Here is a 22,357-nt window from a genome sequence, read left to right as displayed (position 1 = left end):
TGACACTCCTTAATACAGGTTTAATGTTGTACCAATCTGTTGTTGTTGCGCGCGTTTGTACATATGGTAGGCACTGCTAATATCTTCAATTGCCATCCCCATAGGATTAAGTAAGATAATTTCATCATCATGTTCACGTCCAGGTTTGTCTCCAGTCAACAATTGTCCTAACTCAGCATGCAATGCATCTTCACTAAAACGACCTTCTAGTACGAGTTGATTCAACGTCTTTTTCTCTCTATTTGCTTGCGACCAATCATCGACAATGACTTTATCAGCTTGAACAAAGACTTCTTTTTGAATATCCATAATCGAAATATTACTGATAAACACGCCTTTTTGAAGCCATTCATATTCAATATAAGGCTGGTCTGTCACAGTACAAGTAATTAATACTTCCGCATGTTCTACTGCTTCACGCGCTGTACTGGCCTGGACAAAATTCACATCAGGATATGCAGCTGCCCATTTACTCACAAACTTATCGCTCGCTTCCGGAAATTGATCATATACATAAACTTGCTGTATATGGTCAAATTGTTCCAACATACTTTGTAGTTGGCGATCACCAATTAAACCACAACCAATAATTGTTAAATCTGTAAATCCTTCTTTTGCCAAGTGTTGTGCTGCAATGACAGACACTGCCGCAGTTCTCATACTACTAATTAAACTTGCTTCCATTACGGCAATAGGATAATTCGTTTCTGGATCATTTAAAATAATAACGCCACTTGCACGTTCTAATTGTCTTTTTGCTGGGTTATCATGTTTACTGCCAATCCACTTAATGCCTGATACTGGATCTTGTCCACCAATGTGACTAGGCATAGCTATGATACGATCTGCAATGTGACCCTCTTTGCCTTGTGCACGTAGATACGGTTTTAGTGGTTGGACAAAATCTTGTTTTGCATGTGCAGTTAAGGCTTCAGATAATGCTGCGACATAGACATCTGAATGGTCACCCCCTGCTTGTGCTACATCTGTTCTGTTTAAATACAATAATTCTCTATTCATCGTAATAATGCTCCTTTGCTCTCTTTTATATGATTAAACCAGTCGTCCGAATATACTAAATCTAAATAACGGTCACCACGATCCGGTAAAATTGTAACGATTGTTTTATTGTGGTCGATACTATCGATAATTTCGGCGATAGCCGCAATAATTGAACCAGTTGAACCACCAGCGAAAATGCCTTCTTCGTCAACTAAGCGCTTACACCCAAGCGTAGATTGATAATCATCGACATGAACAACTTGGTCGATTTCTTGCTTATTTAATATTTCTGGCACTCTACTCGCACCAATACCAGGTAATTCTCTATTTGTAGGTGTATCACCAAAAATGACTGAACCTTTTGCATCAACGGCGATAATTTGTGCTTGGGGATGATGTTCTTTGATCTTACGACTCATCCCCATAATGCTTCCTGTTGTACTTACAGGAGCAATAAAATAATCAATCGCTTCTGTTATTTGGTCAACGATTTCAGTACCTGCACCATGATAATGCGCCTGCCAATTCAAATCATTAGCATATTGGTTAATCCAATATGCGTTTGCTGTTTCATCGAGCAACGTCTGTACCCGATTAATACGCGTCATTAAATAACCGCCATTTTCATCCGGTTCAGTAACCATATCGATGTTTGCACCATAACTTTTAATAATTTTTAAATTCGTTTCAGAAATTTTAGGGTCAACGACACATGTTAGTGTTAATCCTTTTATTTTGGCTATCATTGCCAAAGCAATACCTAAATTTCCAGAGGTACTCTCAATTAAATGCGTATCTGATGTAATTGCTCCACTTCGCAAGCCATCTTCAATAATGTATTTGGCCGGCCTGTCTTTCATACTACCGCCTGGATTCATATATTCTAACTTCGCGTAAACATTATGCTTCGGAAATAAGTGTTTGAGCTGAATCATCGGTGTATTACCTATACATGAAAGTAAAGAATCATTGCTGTTCTTACGTGCTTCGTTCAATTGAATTCCTCCTACAATAATTTAAAATGAGTAACACAATCAATTGATAACGATTATCATTATCAATGGCTGTATTATATTTTTTCCGACAATATATGTCAACTCACAATTTAATCATTTAAAAAATCTAAAATTTTTATTGACTTATTCATAAAGTTATAAGATATTTATATATGAGAATGATTATCAATAGCAAATGGGAGGTCTCATTCAAAACGATGAAACATTTAACAAAATTATTAGTAGTTGCTTTAGCATTAGTTGTGCTATTAGCAGCTTGTGGGAATAACAGTTCAGATAAATCTTCAAATAATAAAGAAGATAGTAAGACAGTCGAAGTGAAACATGCTATGGGGACGACTGAAATTAAAGGAAAACCAAAACGTGTCGTGACATTGTATCAAGGAGCAACGGATGTCTCTGTCGCGTTAGGTGTTAAACCTGTTGGTGCCGTTGAGTCTTGGACACAACAACCCAAATACGATTACTTAAAAGAGGACTTAAAAGATACAAAAATAGTCGGTCAGGAGCCTTCTCCTAACTTAGAAGAAATTTCTAAATTGAAACCTGATTTAATCGTGGCGTCAAAAGTACGTAATGAAAAACAATATGAGCAATTATCAAAAATCGCTCCAACAATTACGCATGATACTGTTTATAAATTTAAAGATACGACTAAAATGATGGGGAAAGCATTAGGGAAAGAAGACAAAGCTGATGAATTATTGAAAAAATACGATGATAAAGTAGCTCAATTTAAAAAAGATGCACAAGCAACATATGGAAAAGAGTGGCCGTTATCCGCTTCTGTTGTCAATTTCAGACCGGATCATGCACGTATTTATGCGAGTGGCTACGCTGGGGACATTTTGCATGATTTAGGTTTCAAACGCCCAGAAGAACAACAGAAACAAGTAGACAAAGGAAAAGACATTATCCAGTTAACTTCTAAAGAAAGTATTCCGTTAATGGATGCTGATCATATCTTTATGTTTAAATCCGATACAACAGCAAAAGATGCTAAATTGACTGACAAAACTAAGCAAGAATGGACGAATAGTAATCAATGGAAAAACTTGTCAGCTGTAAAATCTGACGATGTTTCCGATAACGTTGATGAAATCACATGGAATATGGCTGGCGGTTACCAGTCATCACTCAAATTAATTGATGATCTATATCAAAAATTAGATATCGAAAAACAATCTTAATGCATAAGGAGTTACATCATGTTACTTAAACCTCAGTATAAGTTAATGCTCACTGGTTTATGTCTAATCGTTGTAACCATCTTAAGTTTAATAGTTGGGAATACGCTTGTACCACTATCTCAGTTGGTACAGGCGTTCTTCCACTTTGATAGCTCAAACGATATACATATTCTCATTATCGAATCACGTGCATCCAGAACTATTATCGCATTATTAACTGGTGCAGCATTAGCAGTTTCCGGATTACTCATGCAAGTTTTAACACGTAATCCCATCGCTTCTCCAGGCCTTTTTGGTGTTAATGCTGGTGCTGTCTTTTTCGTCATCGCAGGCTTAACATTATTCAGTATTCAATCATTTGAAGCACTCATTATACTAGCATTTATAGGCGCTATTTTAGTCACTGTGGTTGTTATTATGTTGGGAATGTTCAAACAAGCACAATTCTCACCTAAACGCGTTATCTTAGCAGGCGCAGCAATCTCTGCCCTCTTCAGTGCTTTTACACAAGGTATAATGATTATGAATGAAAATAATTTACAAAGCTTTTTATTTTGGTTAAGTGGTTCTGTTTCATTTCGCAATATTTGGGAAGTCCCATGGATCATTCCACTGATTATTATCGCTTTAGTAGTCGCATTGGCCCTATCATCCCGTATCAATATTTTAATGACTAGTGATGATATTGCGACTGCTTTAGGTCAAAATATTAAAGTAACGAAATTTATAATGATAGTATTAATTAGTGTTTTAGCGGGTGTATCAGTAGCCATTGCAGGTTCTATTATGTTTGTAGGGTTAATCATTCCTAACATCAGTAAAAAATTATTACCGCCTAATTATAAATATTTAATACCATTTAATGCTATAAGTGGCGCGATACTCATGTTATTATCCGACATCATTGCACGTATCATTATCCAACCACTTGAACTACCCATCGGTGTAATTACTGCAATTATTGGTGCCGTGACATTGATTTATATTATGAGGAAGGGAATTCAAAGCATATGAATGAGTCACTTACAAAACAAGATTCTCAGCGTTTAATCTTCGCGGTGGTGCTATTATGTGTACTGGCAGTCATTAGTTTAATGTTGGGTTCGACGTTTATTTCACCCATGAAGATCGTCTCTTATATATTTGATCCTGCAAACAGTCCCGACCAATTTACGCTTGAAGTTTTGCGGCTACCACGTATCACTCTTGCTATCGTTGCCGGTGCAGCATTAGGTGCTAGTGGCTTAATTTTACAAAATGTCTTAAAAAATCCTATTGCCTCTCCAGATATTATCGGAGTAACTGGTGGCGCGACCTTTGGTGCAGTAACTTTTATTGCCTTTATCAGTAGTTTAAGTATCCAGTGGTTACCACTCTTTTCTTTAGCTGGTGGTGCCATAGCTATGTCGCTGCTTATTAGCTTTCAACATAAAGGAAATATGCAAGCAACAACGATTGTCATTATAGGTATCGCTCTACAGACTTTATTTACAGCGTTAGTTAACGGTGTACTCATCATGACGAAACAATTGTCTGCCTCTAAAGCCTATACTTGGATCGTCGGTAGTTTATCTGGGGCAACCTTTGATAGTAGTTTAATTTTAGCGATTATCATACTTTGCATGGTGCCACTGTTCGCTATCGTAATTCCTCGTATGAAGGTATCTATCATGCATGATGATGTTGCAACTGGCTTAGGTTTAAATGTGAATCAAACGAAATTAATTCAAATGTTAATTACAACTATTCTGGCAGCGTCAGCGATTAGTTTTGTCGGTAATATCGGCTTTGTCGGTTTAATTTCACCGCACATAGCTAAAACGCTTATTAAAGGCAGTTATTTAAAACGCTTAGTCATGTCAGCGATTTGTGGCGCTGCTTCCATTTTGCTTGCCGATTTAGTTGGGCGTACGATTTTCTTACCTCAAGAAGTGCCTGCGGGTGTCTTTATTGCCGCATTCGGCGCACCATTCTTCATCTATTTATTATTAACAGTTAAAAAAATATAAACTATATGTGAGTTCTAGGCTGGTACATTTATTCATGTTCCAGCCTTTTTATTTACCCCTGTATTTTCACAGTCATTACAGTTTTGTCACTTATTTTCGTCTTTCACTGTCTTAATGGACGACAATTGTCATCTTTTTTTGTTATTAAAGTACATTTTTTACTTGGTATGTTCATGCTATTGCTCCAATGTTGAAAAAATTATAACTTAGTTAAGATTAATGAACTAATTGGAGGACCTCAATGATTATACTTATTGTTTTCGGTTTTTTTATTTTACGCTTATACAGCTTAGTCATTTCAATTCGTCATGCTAAGCAGTTGCAACTTCAAGGCGCTACTGAATACGGCAAACGTAATTCAACATGGCTCGCACTTACACATATCGCCATTTATGTTAGTGCTACTATCGAAGCATGGTTGCAACAAACTACAATGAATAGTCTAAGTGTTATCGGTCTAATACTTATGATTTTCGCTTATATTATATTATTTATGGTAATAAAGACGCTGGGAGCAATATGGACGTTAAAATTATACATTTTGCCACAACACCCGATTATCAAAAGTGGATTATTTAAAATTACCAAACATCCAAACTATTTTTTAAATATCGTACCTGAGCTATTGGGTCTATTACTGCTAACACAAGCTGGTTTCGCTACCCTTTTACTGCTACCATATGCTTATTTATTATGGCAGCGCATTTGTCAGGAAGAACGTCTAATGCATATTTAAATACCCAAACTACTAATAGTTGTTGATAGTGAAAAAGCACCTAGAACATAAAATGATGTTCAGGTGCATTTTTCTTATCAAGAAACTACTTATCTATATGGAAAATGCTGATATTATGCCCAAAATCAGACTGCCGTCATAGTTCGTTCAGACAAACGGAAGCCTACTTGATGTTATTTGTGTTGGGCAATTTGTAAACCTCGGTAACGATTAAGCGCAGCATAAAACTCTTGTGGTCGTGGTAACGCTAAGTTTCCTGGATGACCTTGATATGGTGATATAGCAGCTAAACCATGCGTATCAATGTGTTGATATAATTGCCTAACAGCTTGAGAAAGTGTTGTTGTATCATTCAACAAATGCCGTTGATAATAAGCTAACATTAATGCTAAACAATTTGTTTGGCTCGTATCCACTAACTGTTCAACAGCTGCTAAATCGATCTGTTCCTTATTGTATAAAATTGTTGTACGACCTTTCACTTTAAAACGCCCATCCTTACCTTTACTGTTAAAACTCGCAGTTAATGGCGTACGTTGAGTTATAGTGTCAAAGTGTTCTGAATGATGATACGGCTTTTGTACACCTGTATTCTTGGCTATGTCATGCGCTTTGGTAGTCACATCTTGTAACACGTATTCGTCCATCATTAAGACATGATCTGCTACATCAAAATAATCACCCGATCCACCAACAATTAAAATAGTCGACACTTGGTAGTCATCATAAAGGGGCTTCACTTTATGTGCAAAAGGAGTAATAGGTTCTTTTTCCGGTGCAATAAGCTGTTGCATACGGTCATCGCGAATCATAAAATTTGTGGCAGAAGTATCTTCATCAATAAGTAACACCGAACTACGTGCCTCAAGTGCTTCCATAACATTTGCTGCTTGTGACGTACTACCACTCGCATTTGGCGTAGTAAATTGAGTAGTATCTTTATTTCCTGGTAAATTATCGATAAAGGGCTGAATATTTACTTGGGCAATACTTCGTCCGTCCTCAGCACGGATTTTCATCGCGTCATCACGGGTTATAACGTATTCACGGCCATCGCCTACAATATGAGGATACACACCCCGTTGTAATGCCTCTAGTAATGTCGATTTACCATGATAACCTCCCCCTACAATAAGAGTAATTCCCTCAGGTATAACCATACCTCTTACTTGTTTGCCACTAGGTAAAGTTAAAGCCTGTTCATATGTTGCTGGGCTAGTAAATGATACAGCGTGTGTTAATGGTTGCTGTGACACCCCACTTTGACGAGGTAATATTGAACCATTAGCCACAAAAGCGATATAGCCTTGTTGTACTAAAAATTCACGTATATAATGTTGGTCTTCCATTAATGTCACTTGGTCAGCTAATGCTACTTGATCTATATTTTTATAAGACAGCGCTCGCGCTACAATTTCAGGCACTAATGTTGTAAAAATATGTGTTGCTGTTTTACCTAAAATCTTTCGTCCTTTAGCAGGCAAGCCTATTTCTAAGCATACTTCAATACTGTTATCCGTAATCGTAACAGCGCTACGCTCCAATATTTCAGGACCACAGCTATCTATCATAATATTCGAATGCTTATGTCCTTGTTGCTTAGTCAGATTATGAATTTCACTATAAATATTGCGTGTTAAAAAATCTGACACTGCGATACGTTTTAATTTACTATCGACAAGATGTTCAGGTATGCCTGTAGTTGCTTTATCTTGGATAATACGTACTTTAGATGGTGACGCATAAGGATCTGCTTGAATGTGATCTATTGTTAAACGAAAATTATCATAAGCATATGTATCTGTTAAACGTTTATACGCGCCGTACTTTTGACCGTCTAATGATTTCAAAATCTGAAAAAGCGTGTGAGCTTGTTTCATGGTACAACCTCCTTGTAAGACATTTCTTATACTCATTATAGTATCTTTAATACTTGTCACACAAAGAAGAGTAGTTAAAATATCACTTAGAATAACTAGGATATCTAACCACTCTCTTTACTGTTATAACCTTATTGTTGCTATTTGAATTACTACTATCTTATGCAAAAATAACGGTAACAATACGTAAAAATGACTCTATCAATTGTGGAATCGTGCCTGTCATCTCGCTTCATCCTTTCTTTAAATATTAAGCTTGTGCAGTAATATCTTCATTACGTACTAAATCTGCAGCAATACCATGCCAAAATTGCTGTAATTCTTCTGTTGTTACGACAGATTGCGTTACATCTGAACCGATAAAGTCTTCATGATCCCAACCGTGTTTGACTGGTGTAACTTGCCATACACCTTTTTGGACGTCATCCGTAGCTGTCACGAAATCTTGGTTAAATGGATGTTGCGCTGAGACAACAGAAACAAGACCATCGTTTTCTCGCCATTCAGTTTCAGCTGCTTTGCCAATCACATTACCTGTAAGTCTAAAAGAAAGTTTCATATTAATATCTGATACTTGTCGTCCTGTAATGCTAGCACGAGTGGATTCCCCTGTGTATGTTTTATACACTACGTTTGGATCAAGGGAAGTTTGTTCATTTAATGCTGCGGCACCTTTACGTGTCAAATCATAAAAGCCATTATCATCTGTTAACCAAATGTTACTTTCCGCTTTAACACGTTTGACATAATCGATATATGTTTCATTCGGACGTTGTTTTAAGCCCCATTGAGAAAAACCATAATCTACTTGTGTTAATTTATTATTTTGAAATTTACTATAATCATAGGCGACTTGGCGAATCAATTGTTCGTTACCAAGTTGATCTGCAGCATGTGTACCATTATGAGGTGTCACTATCGTTGTCACGGAAGTTATCATATCATCATTACCACCTTGATATAATGGCGAAATTTCTCCGCCATGTTGCTGATGATACGCAATTTCTTCTTGATTACCTTCACGTAACATTGTGTCTAATAAACGAATCGTTTGTCCACCCATACTGTGCCCTACTAAATGTACTTGTTGACCCGGTTGCCAGTCTTTGTAGACCCCTTCATACGTTCTACCATAACGCTCATGCCCATATTTATTCGCATGCGCTGCACCATAATCTACTGTTCCACCTTTAATATAGTAATACAATTCTACCGCACGATCATAATTACTACTTAAAGCACCAACACTTGCTTCATAGGTTTCATAGCCGCTATCTCGTAAATCTTGACTAATACTAAGTTTATCTCCGCCCCAGTAATTACCTTCAGTTGTTGGTTTGTTGTCTCCAGTAAAGCCATTAAAACCATGTACCAGTATAATAGGGTCTTCATTTTTAAATTGTCCTTGTTTCGCAACTTTTGTAGGCTGGTCATCTGTTATTGGCGTGGCTTCTTGAATTGTATTGTTTGTACGTGTCGCTTGGGTATTACCTTCTAAAGCAGCTAAACTTTTTTGTTCTTCTGGTGTCGAGTTACGTGAAGAACCATGCACTAATAATGGCGCACCTATTTCTGCTAATGATGTAGTTGTATTATTTGTAGTAGCTACTGACTGATGATCTGTATACTTCTGTTGTTGAGTAGTAGCATCGGTATAAGACTGGTCTGTCACTTCATTTATTGTTGCTTTCGTTGGTTTGATTGTGTTATTACGTTGTTGTTCAGGCAGTGTAGACCTTTGTTGTCGGTCTGGTTTAGGTTGCACTTTCGTCCAATTATGTTGTGTTGCTTTTGTCTGTTTGTCTGTAAGTTGGTGGTCAGACAGTATCTCAGAAGACTGATGATGCGCCACAGGTTCCCTTTGTTGAGCTGCTTTTACTGGTGATGGCGATGTTGTTGATGACGTTGTATCATCAGTAGTCACTGAATGTTCAGCTGTAGATACAGACGCCTTACTCTGCACCTGTTTGTCGCTACTTTGCTTCTTACTAGCAGTTTGTTCAAATTGATTATGTTGTGTTGTGTCAGTGGTAGTTGCTGCATTTGATTTGTCTACAGTTGCTGACTCTATGTATTGTTCACTGTTGTTCTTTTTGTTTGTTGACTTGGGTGAATTATTATCAACCTCTGCTTGCGTAATTGTTACCTGTGCATCTTCACTAGTTTTAGGTCGCTCGAACTGCCCTGTGTCACTTTTCTGGGTTGTACTCTGTTTATGATCTTCAGTTGATGTCACTGACTTTTCTTCAGAATTTTGTGCAACAGCCTCAGTACCCTGTTGTTTTACTGAAGCATCAGGTTTTTCAGAGTCTTGGGCAGTTGTACCCTTATCCTTCACCTCTGTAGTCTCAGTTGTAGCGCTGTTTTGTTGTTCTGCTGCATGTGCCGAATCATGACTTACAAATAACAATACACCAACCAATGCAGAAGCTGCCCCTATGCTTAATTTACGAATACTATACTTCGGTTTCCTTGTGTCCATTTCAACCACCCCTTATTTTGTTTTCACTAAGATTAACCGACTCATCAATTAAACGATACAATTTATTTATGACTTGCACATGCTGTTATTTTATCTTTAATATATCAAACTATTTAATTTTTTCAATATTAATTTTGCGCAACTTATGTAAATATTATTAATTATGCTGGAATATCTACTCCAAATGTTTCATATGAAACACAAAAATGGTAATCAAGAAAAATATTTAGTGCAACTCTGAATTAAGTTAGTCGTTGAGTCTAACATCGATTTGTATACCATATTAGTCTTTTTGACTACTATACTTGTCAAATTGACTACTTTATTATATATTATGAAGAAGGAGTTGATATATATTGCGCAATCGACTAAAAGAACTGCGTGCACGTGATGGCTATAATCAGACCCAACTCGCTAAAAAAGCAGGTATCTCTCGACAAACTGTTTCTTTAATAGAACGCAATGATTTTATGCCATCTATACTTACAGCAATTAAAATTGCACGTATATTTAATGAACCTGTTGAAAAAATATTTATCATTGAGGAGGAAGAAGTATGAAAGTAGGTCGATACCTATTACTTATTTTACTTGGTGCAATAGTTGGTGGTGTCATTGGAGCATTTTTTGGAATGTTTGAAGACCGTAATTTATTTTCTATCATTCAATTTTCAAATAGTAGTATTGAAATTACGATTATTACATTAGCATCTGTCATCAACATTGTGCTTACATTTGTATTATATCGAGTGCAACGAAAAGCATTACAATACAAAAAGCAAATGAATAAAGAAATAGCAGATCATAGTGCAGATGACTTAGAACAAAAAGCCAATTTAAATTTCTTAAGAACAAGTTTTATTTATTACACTCAAGTATTAGTCAGTTTATTGACTTTATTTTTCATCGTGTTAGGCAATGGTACTAATCAATTAATAATTTTCGTCTTGCTTCCTTACATCATTACTATCATTCCATCTATAATGATAGGCTTCTTTGTCCGAAAATATGATGCACGTTACCCTAAACAAGGTGAAGCAAAATATACTGAAAAGGTATTAAATCTTATGGATGACGGAGAACGCCATATTACGCTAGTTTCAATGTACAAAATTTATAATATTAATATGGCAATAATCATAATTGGTGGGATGCTATTAGGGTTATTTTCACTCATTTCTGGCATTAATCAAATCTTAGGTTTAGTCATACTCATCGTGTTGTTCATTTATAACGGGTTCGGTTATTTATTCAAAGTTCGCAAGTTTTATTACTAATTTATACAATGAAAGCTAATTTTAATATATAAAGAGAGGTTATGTATGGAACAATTATTAACAGTTAACGATTTAAATAAAAGCTATAAAAAGTCTGAATTTCAACTTTCGAATATTTCATTTTCTATAGATCCACAAGAAGTTGTGGGTTTAATTGGAAAAAATGGTTCGGGCAAGTCCACTTTAATCAATACTTTAGTTGGTAATCGCTTTAAAGATAGTGGCAGTATCAAATTTTTTGACCAGGACATATCTCAAAATAATAATCATTATAAAGAATATTTAGGCGTGGTATTCGATGACTTGCGCGTACCTAATAAATTAACGATTACCGAAATGGATAAAGTTTTTTCCAATATTTTTACAACATGGGATCAACAGAAATTTTTTGATACTATACGGTATTTCGATTTACCACTAAAACAGCAACTCAGCTCATTTTCACGAGGTATGCGGATGAAAGCGGCACTTGCTATCGCCTTGGCCCATGATACTAAATTATTAATCCTTGATGAAGCTACAGCGGGTATGGACATTTCCGGACGTGAAGAAGTGCTTGAACTTTTAGAAGATTATATCGCTCAAGGTCATGGTGTTATGATGTCATCTCATATTTCAGAAGATATTGAACAAATCGCTACAAAGTTGATATTTATGAAAGACGGCGAAATCGTTTTAACAGAAGACAAACACCGCTTGTTAAACAGTTACGGTATTATAGAACAAACTGAGGAAACAGTAAATATTCCAGATGACATTGTAGTTGCGTCTAGAGTTCGAAACAATACACGTACTACACTCATTAATGATCGCTCTCGTGTATTAAATGCTCAATCACTTCAGTCTATAGATGATGCAACGAAATTAGTTATGCGAGGTGATATCTAATGAAAGGCTTAATGTTAAGCACATTCTATGCATCAAAAAAATCAATGATCACATATTTTATTGTCTCTATATTTGCGAGTATTTTATTCGCCATGATAAACCCAATGATGACATGTTTTCTACCTATGATGTTTCTCATTTCACCTATCACAGATAATTTCAAGAATGAAAAAGAATCCAAATGGATGCATTATATTTCTACATTACCTACAGGTAGAACGACTTACATCAATAGTTACTTTGGATTATATGGTATTGCATTATTACTTGGCTTAATTATAGGCATTATTGCAGTCGGTATTGCTACACAAGTTTTCAGTATGGTATTAATCTCTGCACTAGTAGGTATTGGTGCTGCAGGTACTTATGCTTTAGTGTTTCCACTAACATTTAAATTTGGTCCTGAAAATTCCAATGTCATCTTAATAACCACTTCAATCTTTGTTATTGTGTTATTCTTTATAGTATTCTTTGGATTTTTAACACCTGCTATGGCAACTGCAAATTCTTTTACTGCAGCAGCCAACATACAAAGCATTATTGTTACGACGATATATGGCGCAGTGGGACTATTGTTACTCTTAGGATCCTATTTAATGTCACTTAAAATATTTAATGGTCAAGAATTTTAATCATCAAAAAGAGGGCTAGGACGACTTAAATGCGTCCTAGCCTCTTTACATATTGTGGGTTGGTTATCGAACTAAAAATACGCTTCGAATCAATCTTTTTTCAATGCTCAGCATCCAAGTAGATTTCTACCCCACTTCTCTTAATTTTATGATGGTACTTCTGTACGTTTTGTACTATGTTTTCTCAATGCTGCAGCTATAAGTGCTGATACTGCACCAAAAATCATAAATCCAATAAGCATCCACATTGTTGAGTCTAATTGGATACTACCATCCAAGTAAAGTATCTCTTTGAGTGAATTCGCATAGTGTGCAAATGGGTTCCAACCAACGATATATTTTTGGTAGAACTCTGGTAACATTTGTTGTGGCAATGTTACTAATTGCATGCTGAAAAACATTAATATAAAGAAGATTGGTACAGATTTCATACCTAACCATGTCATCGTTCCTAAAATCAAGCCGACAAATCCCATAATCGCAAATGCGATAAACAATGCTGTCATATTGGCATCATTGAAATCAAATCCTAGTGCTTCTTTCATAAAATAAACATAAGCAAATGCGCCTATTAAGGCAGTAACAATAGTCATAGCTATTTGACCTAGCGCCGCAATGAGACGATGGTGAATGGCAATGTTATTACTTGTTCTAAAAGCAAAAAATAAGAGCACTGAAATAACAATTGAACCCATCCATACTGGCATAAACATCAAGAATGGTCCATTACCTCCAGCCTGATGATCTCCAACTTTATTCGCTTGTTGTGTATCTACTTTTACCGGTTGTGTTAGTTTTTGAATGTCTTTAGCTGGCACATCTACATTTTGTTTTTCTAGAGTTGTCAAACTTTGTTTCGTAATGTTTTGATTAACATTGTCCCCCATACCATTCAATACTTGAGACACAATTTGTGAGGCTTGTGTACCTGCACCTTGGTTAACGATTGTTTTAAAACTTGCTTGTTCAGGTTTTTCCGTGTTGTTACTTCCAGCTTGTGCCATTTTTTGTTGCATTTGCTTAGCTTGAGCTAATGGCACCTCACCAGATTTTACTTTATCTTCCATTTCTTGCTTTTTCGCAGTCATCGCAACTTGCTGTGTTTTACTCATTGCATGTTGCGAAAAATCTTTTTCAATTATTGCTGCTCCAAAGTATTTTTGGTCTTTCATACCTTGTTTCAAATCATCTTCATCATCAACTTGAATCCATTTTACAATGTCTTTATCACTATTCAGTAACTTATCTTCTAATTGCTTTCCTATATTGATATTTTTCCCTTGTATGTCAGTGCCTTTGTCATGATTAACGATAGCAATTGGTATATCTTGAGGTTTAGGATTAAACGCAGGATAAAAGGCGATTGAAAATATCAAAAATAAAATAATCGCAACTATTGGTGCTAACCATAATAGTTTATTTTTAAAAATATTCATTCTTTATACCTCCTTATTCATGAACACAGTGTTGCATATCCATTACTCAGTCTATTATAATAGGTGGTATAAATTATACAATATGCAATATACAGCTATTCGTCCTTTATTGAACATGTAGTTCGGAATTGTCTATTAACTACAAAGAGGTGTTAACTATGGCCGAAGATAGACGCGTCAGAAAAACACGTACTGCCATTAAATCAGCCTTTATCGACCTATTACGTCACAAAGACTTAGATAAAATTACAGTACGTGATATTACCACTGCCGCTGATGTGAATCGTGGTACATTTTATTTACATTATGAAGATAAATATTTATTACTGAGTGATATGGAAAATGAATACTTTGCTCAACTCTCTTCAACATTACTTACTACCGACGACTTTTATGTAGGTATGGACGTTACGGAATTTGCGCGCGTCTTTACAGAAAAGAAACTCAAGAAAGTTATTTACCACATTAATGATAATGCTGAATTTTACCAAACCCTGTTCCGACTCGAACGCCGAAGTCAGCTAGAAGAGAAAATAAGTCAACTGATGTATCACAATATGTCCACTAACCTCGCACCGAATGGCAATATCGACGGTATTCCTGTCGATTACTTTCACAGTTATGTGGTTGGCGCTTTACTATCCTTTATTAAATACTGGGTGCAAGACGATATGCGCATGCCACCCAATGAATTAGTAGATAACCTATTTAAAATGGTCTTTAATGGACCATTACGACTGATGGCTAAAGAACAATTCAAAATTGATGGTATTTAAAAACACGTTATGTAACATTAAAAGACTTAAAACAATTAGGAATTGCAGATAAACACGGCTTAATAGACTATCAAGAATTTAATAAATTTAAGCTAGAAAATAAAGATGAAGGAGTTAATTTAAAAATAGGTACAAACAACATATTTAAAAGAGGTATAAATGTTATAGATAATAGCCCAATTAATTACAATGGAAAGCGTTACGATAATAAAATTGGTATAATTGATGAAAATAAAAAATATAAAGGAGCAAGGATATGTTTACAATTAATGACTATTATAAAAGTTTATCTGATGAAAATAAGAAAGACGAAATTATTAATTTAGAAGATATTATTAACACTTTGAAGTTATTAGATGTAATGGGCTATGATGAAACGTTTATTAAAATAATTGATGTTATTATTATTGATAAACTTAAAGACATAGACACTTCAGATAATATTCATCTTAAAATTCATTATGCAATCGTTAAGGAAAATGATATCCAAAAAGAAGATTTTGAAATTATATTACCGCTAGAAATTATTAAAGTTGAAAAAGGAACAGAAGTAATTAAGCCTCAAAAAACTTTTGTATCAGTTGAAAATATAAATATGATAATAAGTAAATTATTTGAAAAAATAGCGGAATATAAGCGTTATTTAAAAACAATAATAGACATAAGTAATATTGATGGTTTTCAACATACTGGGCTGTATGATGAAGAACATAGAATAAATACAATTAGTAAATTAACAGTGATGAAAACATTAGATGGCGATATTTTAACACGCTATATTTTTGGTAATGAAGATTATGAGATAGAGCGGTCGGTTATTTATAGAATATTTGAATTAGATAAGCAGATTTTTCCTGAAAATATTATCGACGAATTTTTAAATCATGTAAGAAATGCGACGATTAAATTAGGCATAAAAAGCCCACAAGAACTTATGCAATCTTTAAGATATAATGGCAAAAATTCTATAACAATAGCACCCTCAAAAGATTTAGAAGGTGCAGAAAGTATAGAAATTAAATTGCCATAAAAAAATAACCCCGTTTTAACGGTGTTATTTCAGAACGTGGACAAACCCTTCGCAAGTTAATGCGAAGGGTTTATTTATTTTCTTTTTTTATAGTTTTTTTCAAAATTGCAGTGGTCTTTCAGACCATTACTGGGCCTTTTATTAGCCACATTGCGATTTTTTTAAGATTCATGGCAGCACAAATTAGCGTGGTATCCATGGAAACTTTGTCATGTCCTCTATATCTCGTCCATCTCATACCATGCTGTTCTTTTGCATCGCCAAATTTTCTCTCTATTGTTTGACTTCGCATTTTATATTGTTTTTTAATTGTATCCACAAACCTTAAATCTTCAACTATATCTAAATCATCTTGCCAAACATGTCTTCTAATTTGTTTTATGGCATCTTTACTTTCAGTACATTTATTTAGTAGTGGACAGTCTCGACATATTGAAGCATCTGATACATATAATCTGTGTCCTGTTGGCATTGTTCTTTTATATAGTAAAGTTTCATCATTAGGACAAATATAAGTATCATAATGTTCATCGTAGATGAAATCTTTTGTTCTGAAAAAACCAGGTTTTCCTTTAGGTCTCGTATATGGCATTGCTGGTACAATTGCTTTTTCAAGCAAAAAGTGTGCATTAAAAGGTGTTTTATAACCTGAATCAATTGCTAATGTGATAGGCAACATCTGCTTGGTTTCCAATCTTTCAATCATTGGTTTGAGTTGTGTACTGTCGTGAATATTACCAGGTGTCACGTGCTTATCAATAATATAACCATTTTTATCTACACATGCGTGTAAACTATAAGCAAATTGCTTTTCTCGTTCACCTTTAACGTAGTACCCAGCTTCTGGATCAGTCGTACTTACTTTTTTGGTTTTATATTCCTCCTTGCTTTTATTTTTTATTGGCTTTTTTCCTTGTGCTCGCCTTTGTTCATTTATTTCATTATCCAATTCTTCTTGGAAGTGAAGTGTATCTTTTTTTACAATTTTTTTGATGTATTTATTCTTATTTGCATTTGCTTTAATATGTGTAGAATCAATGAATAAAGATGAGTGATCTATTAAGTTATTTTTGATAGCTATTTCTAGTATTTTCTCAAATATTTGTTCAAATAAATCTGTATCATGAAAACGACGTGTATAGTTCTTACTAAAAGTTCCGTAATGAGGTACTTTATCTAAAAAGCTATATCCTAAATACCAACGGTAAGCTACATTTGTTTCTATTTCTTTAATTGTTTGTCTCATTGATTTAATGCCAAACAACCTTTGTATGAGTAATATTTTTACTAAAATAACAGGATCTATAGATGGTCTACCATTATCAAGGCAATATTTGTCTTCGACAAGTTCATACACAAAATTTAAATCTAATATCGCATCGACTTTACGTAATAAATGATTATTAGGGACTAATTCAGAGATAGAAATCATTTCATATTGATCTCTTTTATCAATTGATTTATTCAACATAATAAACACCACCACTGTTTAATTTACATATATTATAATGTTTTTGTGTAATATTGGCAGTAATTTATGCCGACTCCTGCGGGAATATCACTAGCCGAAGACTACAGGCTAAGGCAGTGCCCGCGGAAAGCGTGCATAAAAAAACTGCCAACAAAGTCGGAGACTTTGTCGACAGTCTGAAATAACCCCGTTTTAACGGTGTTATTTAATCAATACTATATATATGAGGTAGCGGAATGACTATCATATTATTTTTATCATTGTAGATGTATAAAGTATTATCTTTAGAATTTATTTTATGAATAGTTCCTGAAAAATTTTTTATTGCCGTTGTGATAATATTTTTTGCGCTAGGTTTATTAAACATTTTTTCTATTATAGTATTGTTAATATCAAGTATTTGATCTTCACTTTGAGAAGGCTTAGGCACTTTACTTTGATCTTTTATGAATTATTCAAGCTGTTCATATTGTTCAGGGATTGTGGCCATAGGTAGCCATTTTTTCATTCCTCGTCCTTGTCGGGTATTAGGGTTTAAATACTTACGTGGTATTTTTCTATAATCTGTTTCATTAGCATAGTTTTCAGGTAACATTTCAACACCTCCTTAATATTACAGGACATATATTCTGTTTTGTGAAGAAGGAAGGGATTATATGAAATTAAATTGCAACGATTATTCTTTGTATACCTTTAATTCAAAAGTAATGGATTATAGCAGTATTTTAGAGAAACTAGACATAAGTAAATATGAATATGTATCAAAACTAAATAATGATTGGGTTAAGGTTATATCAAATTTAAATGAATTATATGATGAAAATACATTGTTAAGTGAATTAGACAAAATAGATGAAAATGAGGTTTACAGTGTTCCTCGTGGTAATCATTGGGCTTCGTTTATTTGTGATATTGCTTTTAATGTTGGCGCTATAAATGATTATGTAAAAAAGCGTGGCACTGAACCTATTAAATTGAGTTATAAAATTTTTGGTTCTGAAAATAATGATTTAGTTAATTTCAGTTATGAAGGAAACAAAGATGTTAAATTATCAAAAGATCCTATTATAGTAGTACCAGATTATGTTACTACCAGAGGTTCATTTTACCCTAAGCAAGAACCTTCACAAGCATTATTAGTAGTCGACGGTAATCATAGAGCTAGTAAATTAATTAATGAATTTGATGAAGAAATTAAAGCTTATTATGTGTCGTTAGAAGAATTACTTGATGAAAATTTGTTCATTACTAAATTAGATGGTGCTTTATATAGTCAATTTGCAGATTTTACAAATATTTTCAGGGAAGTTCAAAACCCTAAATTGAAGCATATTTCAAGAAAATATTATAGAAAAAGCTATTTAACAAAATACTTTAGTGAGTTTATATAATGAGGGGGATTTTTATGTATAGTATGAAATATGAAGAAGAAAAAGAAAGTTTAATAGAGTTACTTTTGTCTAACTATAGCCAATATAATGAAGAATTGAAATCGTTATTAGAACAGATTAAAGCAGACAAAAAAATGTATGTAGATAGTGGTAGAGATGTAACTAAAAATAAAAGTGCTGTTAGAAGTTACATAGACAATGTAAATGGTAAGAATAGAACGAAAGACGAAGAATTTATGATACAGTGCAAGAATATAAGTGATCGTTTTAAATATATTCAAACTTATCAAAATAAATATAATGAGGTAAAAACACGCTATAATAATTTAATAAAAAGTGTCAAGAAGCTATCAAGCTTTATAAGTATTACAAATGACGGTCTAGGATATAGTAAAAAAGGCGATAAAATATTAAAACCAATTTACACAAATAAATTTACTATACATTCTGAATTTCATTCTATGAATTTATTAAAGTCAAATATTGATACTTATATAAAACATGAATTTTTAGATAATAATAATGGCTTTGCATATGTAGAAGAAAATAATAAATATATAGATAATAACAATTTGAAGCAAAGAGAACGTGAATTTTTCGAAGATTTAATACATGTAATGGAATTTCAATTAGAACAAGTAAAGAGTATAGAGCAGAATATAGATATAGAAGACGTGCAAAGTTATTTAAAATACTATCTATTTTATAAATAATAATAGAAGGTAGTTATATGGAAAATAATAATCAATATAAAAGAGCTGATAAATATAAGTATCATAAAAATATGCTAATAATCGTACCTATAATTGTTGTAATGCTTATGTTGGCAGGATTAATATATTACTTTATAACAAGTAATAACGCACAAGCGCAACTTGATGAATTAGAGCAAGTTATAAAAAGTAAGTAATATGAAAAAGTAGATAATATTTTATCTAATAATAGTACAAAGGTATCAAAAAAAAAAGAAAGAAATAACATAAAAAGTTATATCAAAAATAATGATAGTAATACGGTTGATTTTGGCTGTATAACGGACAAACAGAAACGAAAGCTTATAGAAGTAACTATGAATGACAACAAGTTTATATTTATTGGTAAATTGGCGTTTTAAACCTATATTTCATTATATATAGAAAATTAACTCATATTCAAATGCTAAATATGAATTTAATAATGTTGAAGATAAACAAAAACAGAATTACAGCCCCTAAATAATAATATACCAAATATCAGAAAGTTTTTTGTAGATAAATATAATTTAGAAGCCGAAAAAATTTTGATGATGATAATTCATTGATTAAAGGCAATATTCGCTTTGATACAAATAACCAAAATAATGATTAAAAAATCATTGCACATGCTAGTTTTTAAGGACACGAATTTTAAAGTGAATTTAATAAGCAGTGAAAAAGTAGATGACTATATAAAACTTTATATCAATAATAAGGCTATTGAATATAAAGATAATAAAGTATATGGTGCATATTCAGTAAATAAACCTTTAAAAGTTTATGCTAAAGGTAAAATAAGTGATAAAAATTTTAAAACTAATACGGTTACTTTAAATAGCGATTAGGGGAAAACTCAAAAGATAAGTTTGAAATTTAATGAAGGTACTATTAATGACTATTTAAAGAGTATCAACGATATTGAACTAGGTGCTAAATCGTTTATGAAAGACTATACTAAAGATTTGAATAAATCCTATAAAAAGAGTGATTATAAATTCATAGTCAAATATATTGAAAGTAATAGTGATCTATCGAAATACATACGTTCAACGGTTAAAAGTAAGAAGAAAAAACAATACAGACGACCAAAATTTGAAAGTGTTAATTATCAAGATGGAAACGTTAATGTCACTTTGAAAAAGGAAAATCAGAATAAAGATAGCATAAAATCTAAATATGTACTGAAGTATTATAAAGCAGATGAAGGTTATACAATACAAAGCCATGAAGATATAAAAAATTTTACAAACAATAATAAAGAGGATATACTGTAAGTAAGTTGAGAAATAATTATTTCAACAGACATGTTGAAGCACCAAACGCCATCTACTATTGCCGTAGTAGATGGCGTTTTTTAGTGCTTGGTTATTTAAAGCCATCAACGCTTACGCTTATTCAACCAATGTTTATAAGTCGTAAGAACTATGCCAATAACTATTGGCGCAATAAGTGTTGAGTAAATAATTGTTAATACAGTCATGTTGTTAGCACCTCCTAACTTGTCCAATTTCAACAGTTAGGTTTGTTGATGACATAAGTCATTATATCATCAAAGATAGTGTATAATTAATAATAAAAAAGCTTATGGTAAGGGGAAAATAAATTGATAAACATAGAGCAATACCAATACAATGACATTGATGATTTAATAGAAAGTTTTAAAAAGACGCTTGAACCAAAATTTGAAAAAGCTAACCGTTTTAGATATTCAGATTTTACTATTGCAGATGAAAAAGAGTACAAAGTAATTTTAAAATGGCTATTGAGTAATGGTTATTACATTAAACAATTTCCTAATGTAGTAAATAAACAAACCCCATTAAATAGATTTGCTTATGATGAAATAAAGGCCAAAATAAGAGCAAATAAAAAATACAATACTGACGACAGTATACCGTGGGCTGATCGCAGGGAATTAATTAATGAACTGGAGATAGTTAAAAAGACTAATGATAATTTTTTTGAAGTTAAGAAAGATTTAAATATCACTATTAATGAAATTGCTAATGGTAGGGGTGGCCTTGAACATCAGACAATAGACGATCAATTGGCAACTTTGAATAATTGTATAGAATACTTATTGAAAGAAGAAGGTAAGTTTAATGATGTATCAGCAAGTGTATTTTATGGTTTTATTAACAACGAAGATATAATAAAGTATAGAAAAGATACACATATATTTAGACATTCGAGTACTGAAACGTTAAAAGAAAAGCGCAAATGGAGTAAAGAGAAAAAGCAGTTTTATATTCGGTTAGGGATTATTATTATTACAGCAATATATAATGATATGTATTGGTTTTAAATATATTGTTAAATCAGAACATACCCTAGTCAAAAACGATAGTATTTAACACTAACAACTTTCGATAATGATTTCGTTACCGAGAGTTGTTCATTGATACCTT

The 22,357-nt window shown here is 33.3% G+C and carries 25 protein-coding genes; 16 read left to right on the top strand and 9 right to left on the bottom strand.

Annotated features, from left to right (window positions below; genetic code table 11):
* Window positions 1-9 precede the first annotated feature (9 nt).
* Both sbnB and sbnA read right to left on the bottom strand, forming a co-directional pair.
* Entirely contained in the window at window positions 10-1,020 is a 1,011-nt protein-coding gene (sbnB, locus tag MUA37_RS00800) for a 2,3-diaminopropionate biosynthesis protein SbnB (RefSeq protein WP_262624731.1), read from the bottom strand.
* Entirely contained in the window at window positions 1,017-1,997 is a 981-nt protein-coding gene (gene sbnA / locus MUA37_RS00795; RefSeq protein WP_262624730.1) for a 2,3-diaminopropionate biosynthesis protein SbnA, read from the bottom strand. Before sbnA ends, sbnB begins: the two co-directional genes overlap by 4 nt.
* Window positions 1,998-2,215: 218 nt before the next feature.
* Here sbnA and MUA37_RS00790 point away from each other — a divergent pair, with 218 nt between their 5' ends.
* From MUA37_RS00790 to MUA37_RS00775, 4 genes are all read left to right on the top strand, one after another.
* Complete coding sequence (locus MUA37_RS00790) at window positions 2,216-3,208, top strand: ABC transporter substrate-binding protein (RefSeq protein WP_232198518.1); 993 nt, start codon at window positions 2,216-2,218, stop codon at window positions 3,206-3,208.
* An 18-nt stretch (window positions 3,209-3,226) separates the two neighbouring features.
* Entirely contained in the window at window positions 3,227-4,222 is a 996-nt protein-coding gene (locus tag MUA37_RS00785; protein ID WP_193325179.1) for a FecCD family ABC transporter permease, read from the top strand.
* The gene (locus MUA37_RS00780) at window positions 4,219-5,217 is read left to right on the top strand and encodes a FecCD family ABC transporter permease (RefSeq protein ID WP_107374135.1); all 999 of its coding nucleotides are present in this window, start codon (window positions 4,219-4,221) and stop codon (window positions 5,215-5,217) included. The genes MUA37_RS00785 and MUA37_RS00780 overlap by 4 nt, the downstream gene beginning before the upstream one ends.
* 241 nt (window positions 5,218-5,458) lie before the next feature.
* The gene (locus tag MUA37_RS00775; protein WP_107376536.1) at window positions 5,459-5,953 is read left to right on the top strand and encodes an isoprenylcysteine carboxylmethyltransferase family protein; all 495 of its coding nucleotides are present in this window, start codon (window positions 5,459-5,461) and stop codon (window positions 5,951-5,953) included.
* Between the two features lie 173 nt (window positions 5,954-6,126).
* Here the strand turns inward: MUA37_RS00775 and MUA37_RS00770 are convergent, their stop codons facing one another.
* Both MUA37_RS00770 and lip read right to left on the bottom strand, forming a co-directional pair.
* On the bottom strand, window positions 6,127-7,833 hold the full coding sequence (locus MUA37_RS00770) for an ABC-ATPase domain-containing protein (protein ID WP_262624729.1): 1,707 nt from the start codon (window positions 7,831-7,833) through the stop codon (window positions 6,127-6,129).
* Window positions 7,834-8,083: 250 nt separating this feature from the next.
* The gene (gene lip, locus MUA37_RS00765; protein ID WP_193325175.1) at window positions 8,084-10,315 is read right to left on the bottom strand and encodes a YSIRK-targeted triacylglycerol lipase; all 2,232 of its coding nucleotides are present in this window, start codon (window positions 10,313-10,315) and stop codon (window positions 8,084-8,086) included.
* Between the two features lie 356 nt (window positions 10,316-10,671).
* Here lip and MUA37_RS00760 point away from each other — a divergent pair, with 356 nt between their 5' ends.
* From MUA37_RS00760 to MUA37_RS00745, 4 genes are read left to right on the top strand one after another with little or no spacing between them, the layout of a single operon-like run.
* A complete protein-coding gene (locus MUA37_RS00760; RefSeq protein WP_002509954.1) occupies window positions 10,672-10,875 on the top strand; it encodes a helix-turn-helix transcriptional regulator in 204 nt (67 codons plus the stop codon).
* Window positions 10,872-11,591, top strand: coding sequence for a DUF3169 family protein (locus tag MUA37_RS00755; protein WP_002509955.1), 720 nt, complete (start codon window positions 10,872-10,874; stop codon window positions 11,589-11,591). Before MUA37_RS00760 ends, MUA37_RS00755 begins: the two co-directional genes overlap by 4 nt.
* Before the next feature lie 45 nt (window positions 11,592-11,636).
* On the top strand, window positions 11,637-12,479 hold the full coding sequence (locus tag MUA37_RS00750; RefSeq protein WP_107374142.1) for an ABC transporter ATP-binding protein: 843 nt from the start codon (window positions 11,637-11,639) through the stop codon (window positions 12,477-12,479).
* Window positions 12,479-13,111, top strand: a complete 633-nt coding sequence (locus MUA37_RS00745) for an ABC-2 transporter permease (RefSeq protein WP_002509957.1) — start codon at window positions 12,479-12,481, stop codon at window positions 13,109-13,111. The genes MUA37_RS00750 and MUA37_RS00745 overlap by 1 nt, the downstream gene beginning before the upstream one ends.
* Window positions 13,112-13,257: 146 nt before the next feature.
* Here the strand turns inward: MUA37_RS00745 and MUA37_RS00740 are convergent, their stop codons facing one another.
* Window positions 13,258-14,547 carry a YhgE/Pip domain-containing protein gene (locus MUA37_RS00740; protein ID WP_002509958.1) on the bottom strand — a complete coding sequence of 430 codons (1,290 nt, stop codon included), beginning with the start codon at window positions 14,545-14,547 and terminating at the stop codon, window positions 13,258-13,260.
* Window positions 14,548-14,705: 158 nt separating this feature from the next.
* Here MUA37_RS00740 and MUA37_RS00735 point away from each other — a divergent pair, with 158 nt between their 5' ends.
* Both MUA37_RS00735 and MUA37_RS00730 read left to right on the top strand, forming a co-directional pair.
* On the top strand, window positions 14,706-15,323 hold the full coding sequence (locus MUA37_RS00735; protein ID WP_107377148.1) for a TetR/AcrR family transcriptional regulator: 618 nt from the start codon (window positions 14,706-14,708) through the stop codon (window positions 15,321-15,323).
* A gap of 256 nt (window positions 15,324-15,579) precedes the next feature.
* On the top strand, window positions 15,580-16,353 hold the full coding sequence (locus tag MUA37_RS00730; RefSeq protein WP_262615283.1) for a hypothetical protein: 774 nt from the start codon (window positions 15,580-15,582) through the stop codon (window positions 16,351-16,353).
* Window positions 16,354-16,471: 118 nt separating this feature from the next.
* Here MUA37_RS00730 and MUA37_RS00725 read toward each other — a convergent pair whose 3' ends face one another.
* The 3 genes from MUA37_RS00725 to MUA37_RS00715 form a co-directional block, all read right to left on the bottom strand.
* On the bottom strand, window positions 16,472-17,824 hold the full coding sequence (locus MUA37_RS00725) for an IS1182 family transposase (RefSeq protein WP_021459431.1): 1,353 nt from the start codon (window positions 17,822-17,824) through the stop codon (window positions 16,472-16,474).
* Between the two features lie 205 nt (window positions 17,825-18,029).
* Complete coding sequence (locus MUA37_RS00720) at window positions 18,030-18,272, bottom strand: YolD-like family protein (RefSeq protein ID WP_262615951.1); 243 nt, start codon at window positions 18,270-18,272, stop codon at window positions 18,030-18,032.
* A 3-nt stretch (window positions 18,273-18,275) separates the two neighbouring features.
* Window positions 18,276-18,419, bottom strand: a complete 144-nt coding sequence (locus MUA37_RS00715) for a hypothetical protein (RefSeq protein WP_262615282.1) — start codon at window positions 18,417-18,419, stop codon at window positions 18,276-18,278.
* Window positions 18,420-18,480: 61 nt separating this feature from the next.
* On the opposite strand from MUA37_RS00715, the gene MUA37_RS00710 reads away from it, so the two are divergent.
* From MUA37_RS00710 to MUA37_RS00695, 5 genes are all read left to right on the top strand, one after another.
* Window positions 18,481-19,215, top strand: a complete 735-nt coding sequence (locus tag MUA37_RS00710) for a hypothetical protein (protein WP_142019223.1) — start codon at window positions 18,481-18,483, stop codon at window positions 19,213-19,215.
* 14 nt (window positions 19,216-19,229) lie between these two features.
* Window positions 19,230-19,928 (top strand): hypothetical protein, encoded by a 699-nt coding sequence (locus tag MUA37_RS00705; protein WP_142019222.1) that lies wholly within the window; start codon window positions 19,230-19,232, stop codon window positions 19,926-19,928.
* 17 nt (window positions 19,929-19,945) lie between these two features.
* A complete protein-coding gene (locus tag MUA37_RS00700; protein WP_142019221.1) occupies window positions 19,946-20,125 on the top strand; it encodes a hypothetical protein in 180 nt (59 codons plus the stop codon).
* A 429-nt stretch (window positions 20,126-20,554) separates the two neighbouring features.
* Window positions 20,555-20,794, top strand: a complete 240-nt coding sequence (locus tag MUA37_RS13345) for a TcaA 3rd/4th domain-containing protein (RefSeq protein ID WP_394371086.1) — start codon at window positions 20,555-20,557, stop codon at window positions 20,792-20,794.
* Between the two features lie 21 nt (window positions 20,795-20,815).
* Window positions 20,816-21,223 (top strand): TcaA NTF2-like domain-containing protein, encoded by a 408-nt coding sequence (locus tag MUA37_RS00695; protein ID WP_172604807.1) that lies wholly within the window; start codon window positions 20,816-20,818, stop codon window positions 21,221-21,223.
* Window positions 21,224-21,327: 104 nt separating this feature from the next.
* Here the strand turns inward: MUA37_RS00695 and MUA37_RS00690 are convergent, their stop codons facing one another.
* A complete protein-coding gene (locus MUA37_RS00690; RefSeq protein ID WP_142019218.1) occupies window positions 21,328-21,429 on the bottom strand; it encodes a type I toxin-antitoxin system Fst family toxin in 102 nt (33 codons plus the stop codon).
* Between the two features lie 123 nt (window positions 21,430-21,552).
* On the opposite strand from MUA37_RS00690, the gene MUA37_RS00685 reads away from it, so the two are divergent.
* Entirely contained in the window at window positions 21,553-22,254 is a 702-nt protein-coding gene (locus MUA37_RS00685; RefSeq protein WP_142019217.1) for a hypothetical protein, read from the top strand.
* The last annotated feature ends 103 nt before the right edge of the window (window positions 22,255-22,357 follow it).

It is taken from the genome of Staphylococcus arlettae, from assembly GCF_025560845.1.
GTDB classification, from domain to species: Bacteria; Bacillota; Bacilli; order Staphylococcales; family Staphylococcaceae; genus Staphylococcus; species Staphylococcus arlettae.
The sequence above is the reverse complement of the archived record's forward strand: the minus strand, read 5'-3'. Positions and strand labels throughout refer to the sequence as shown.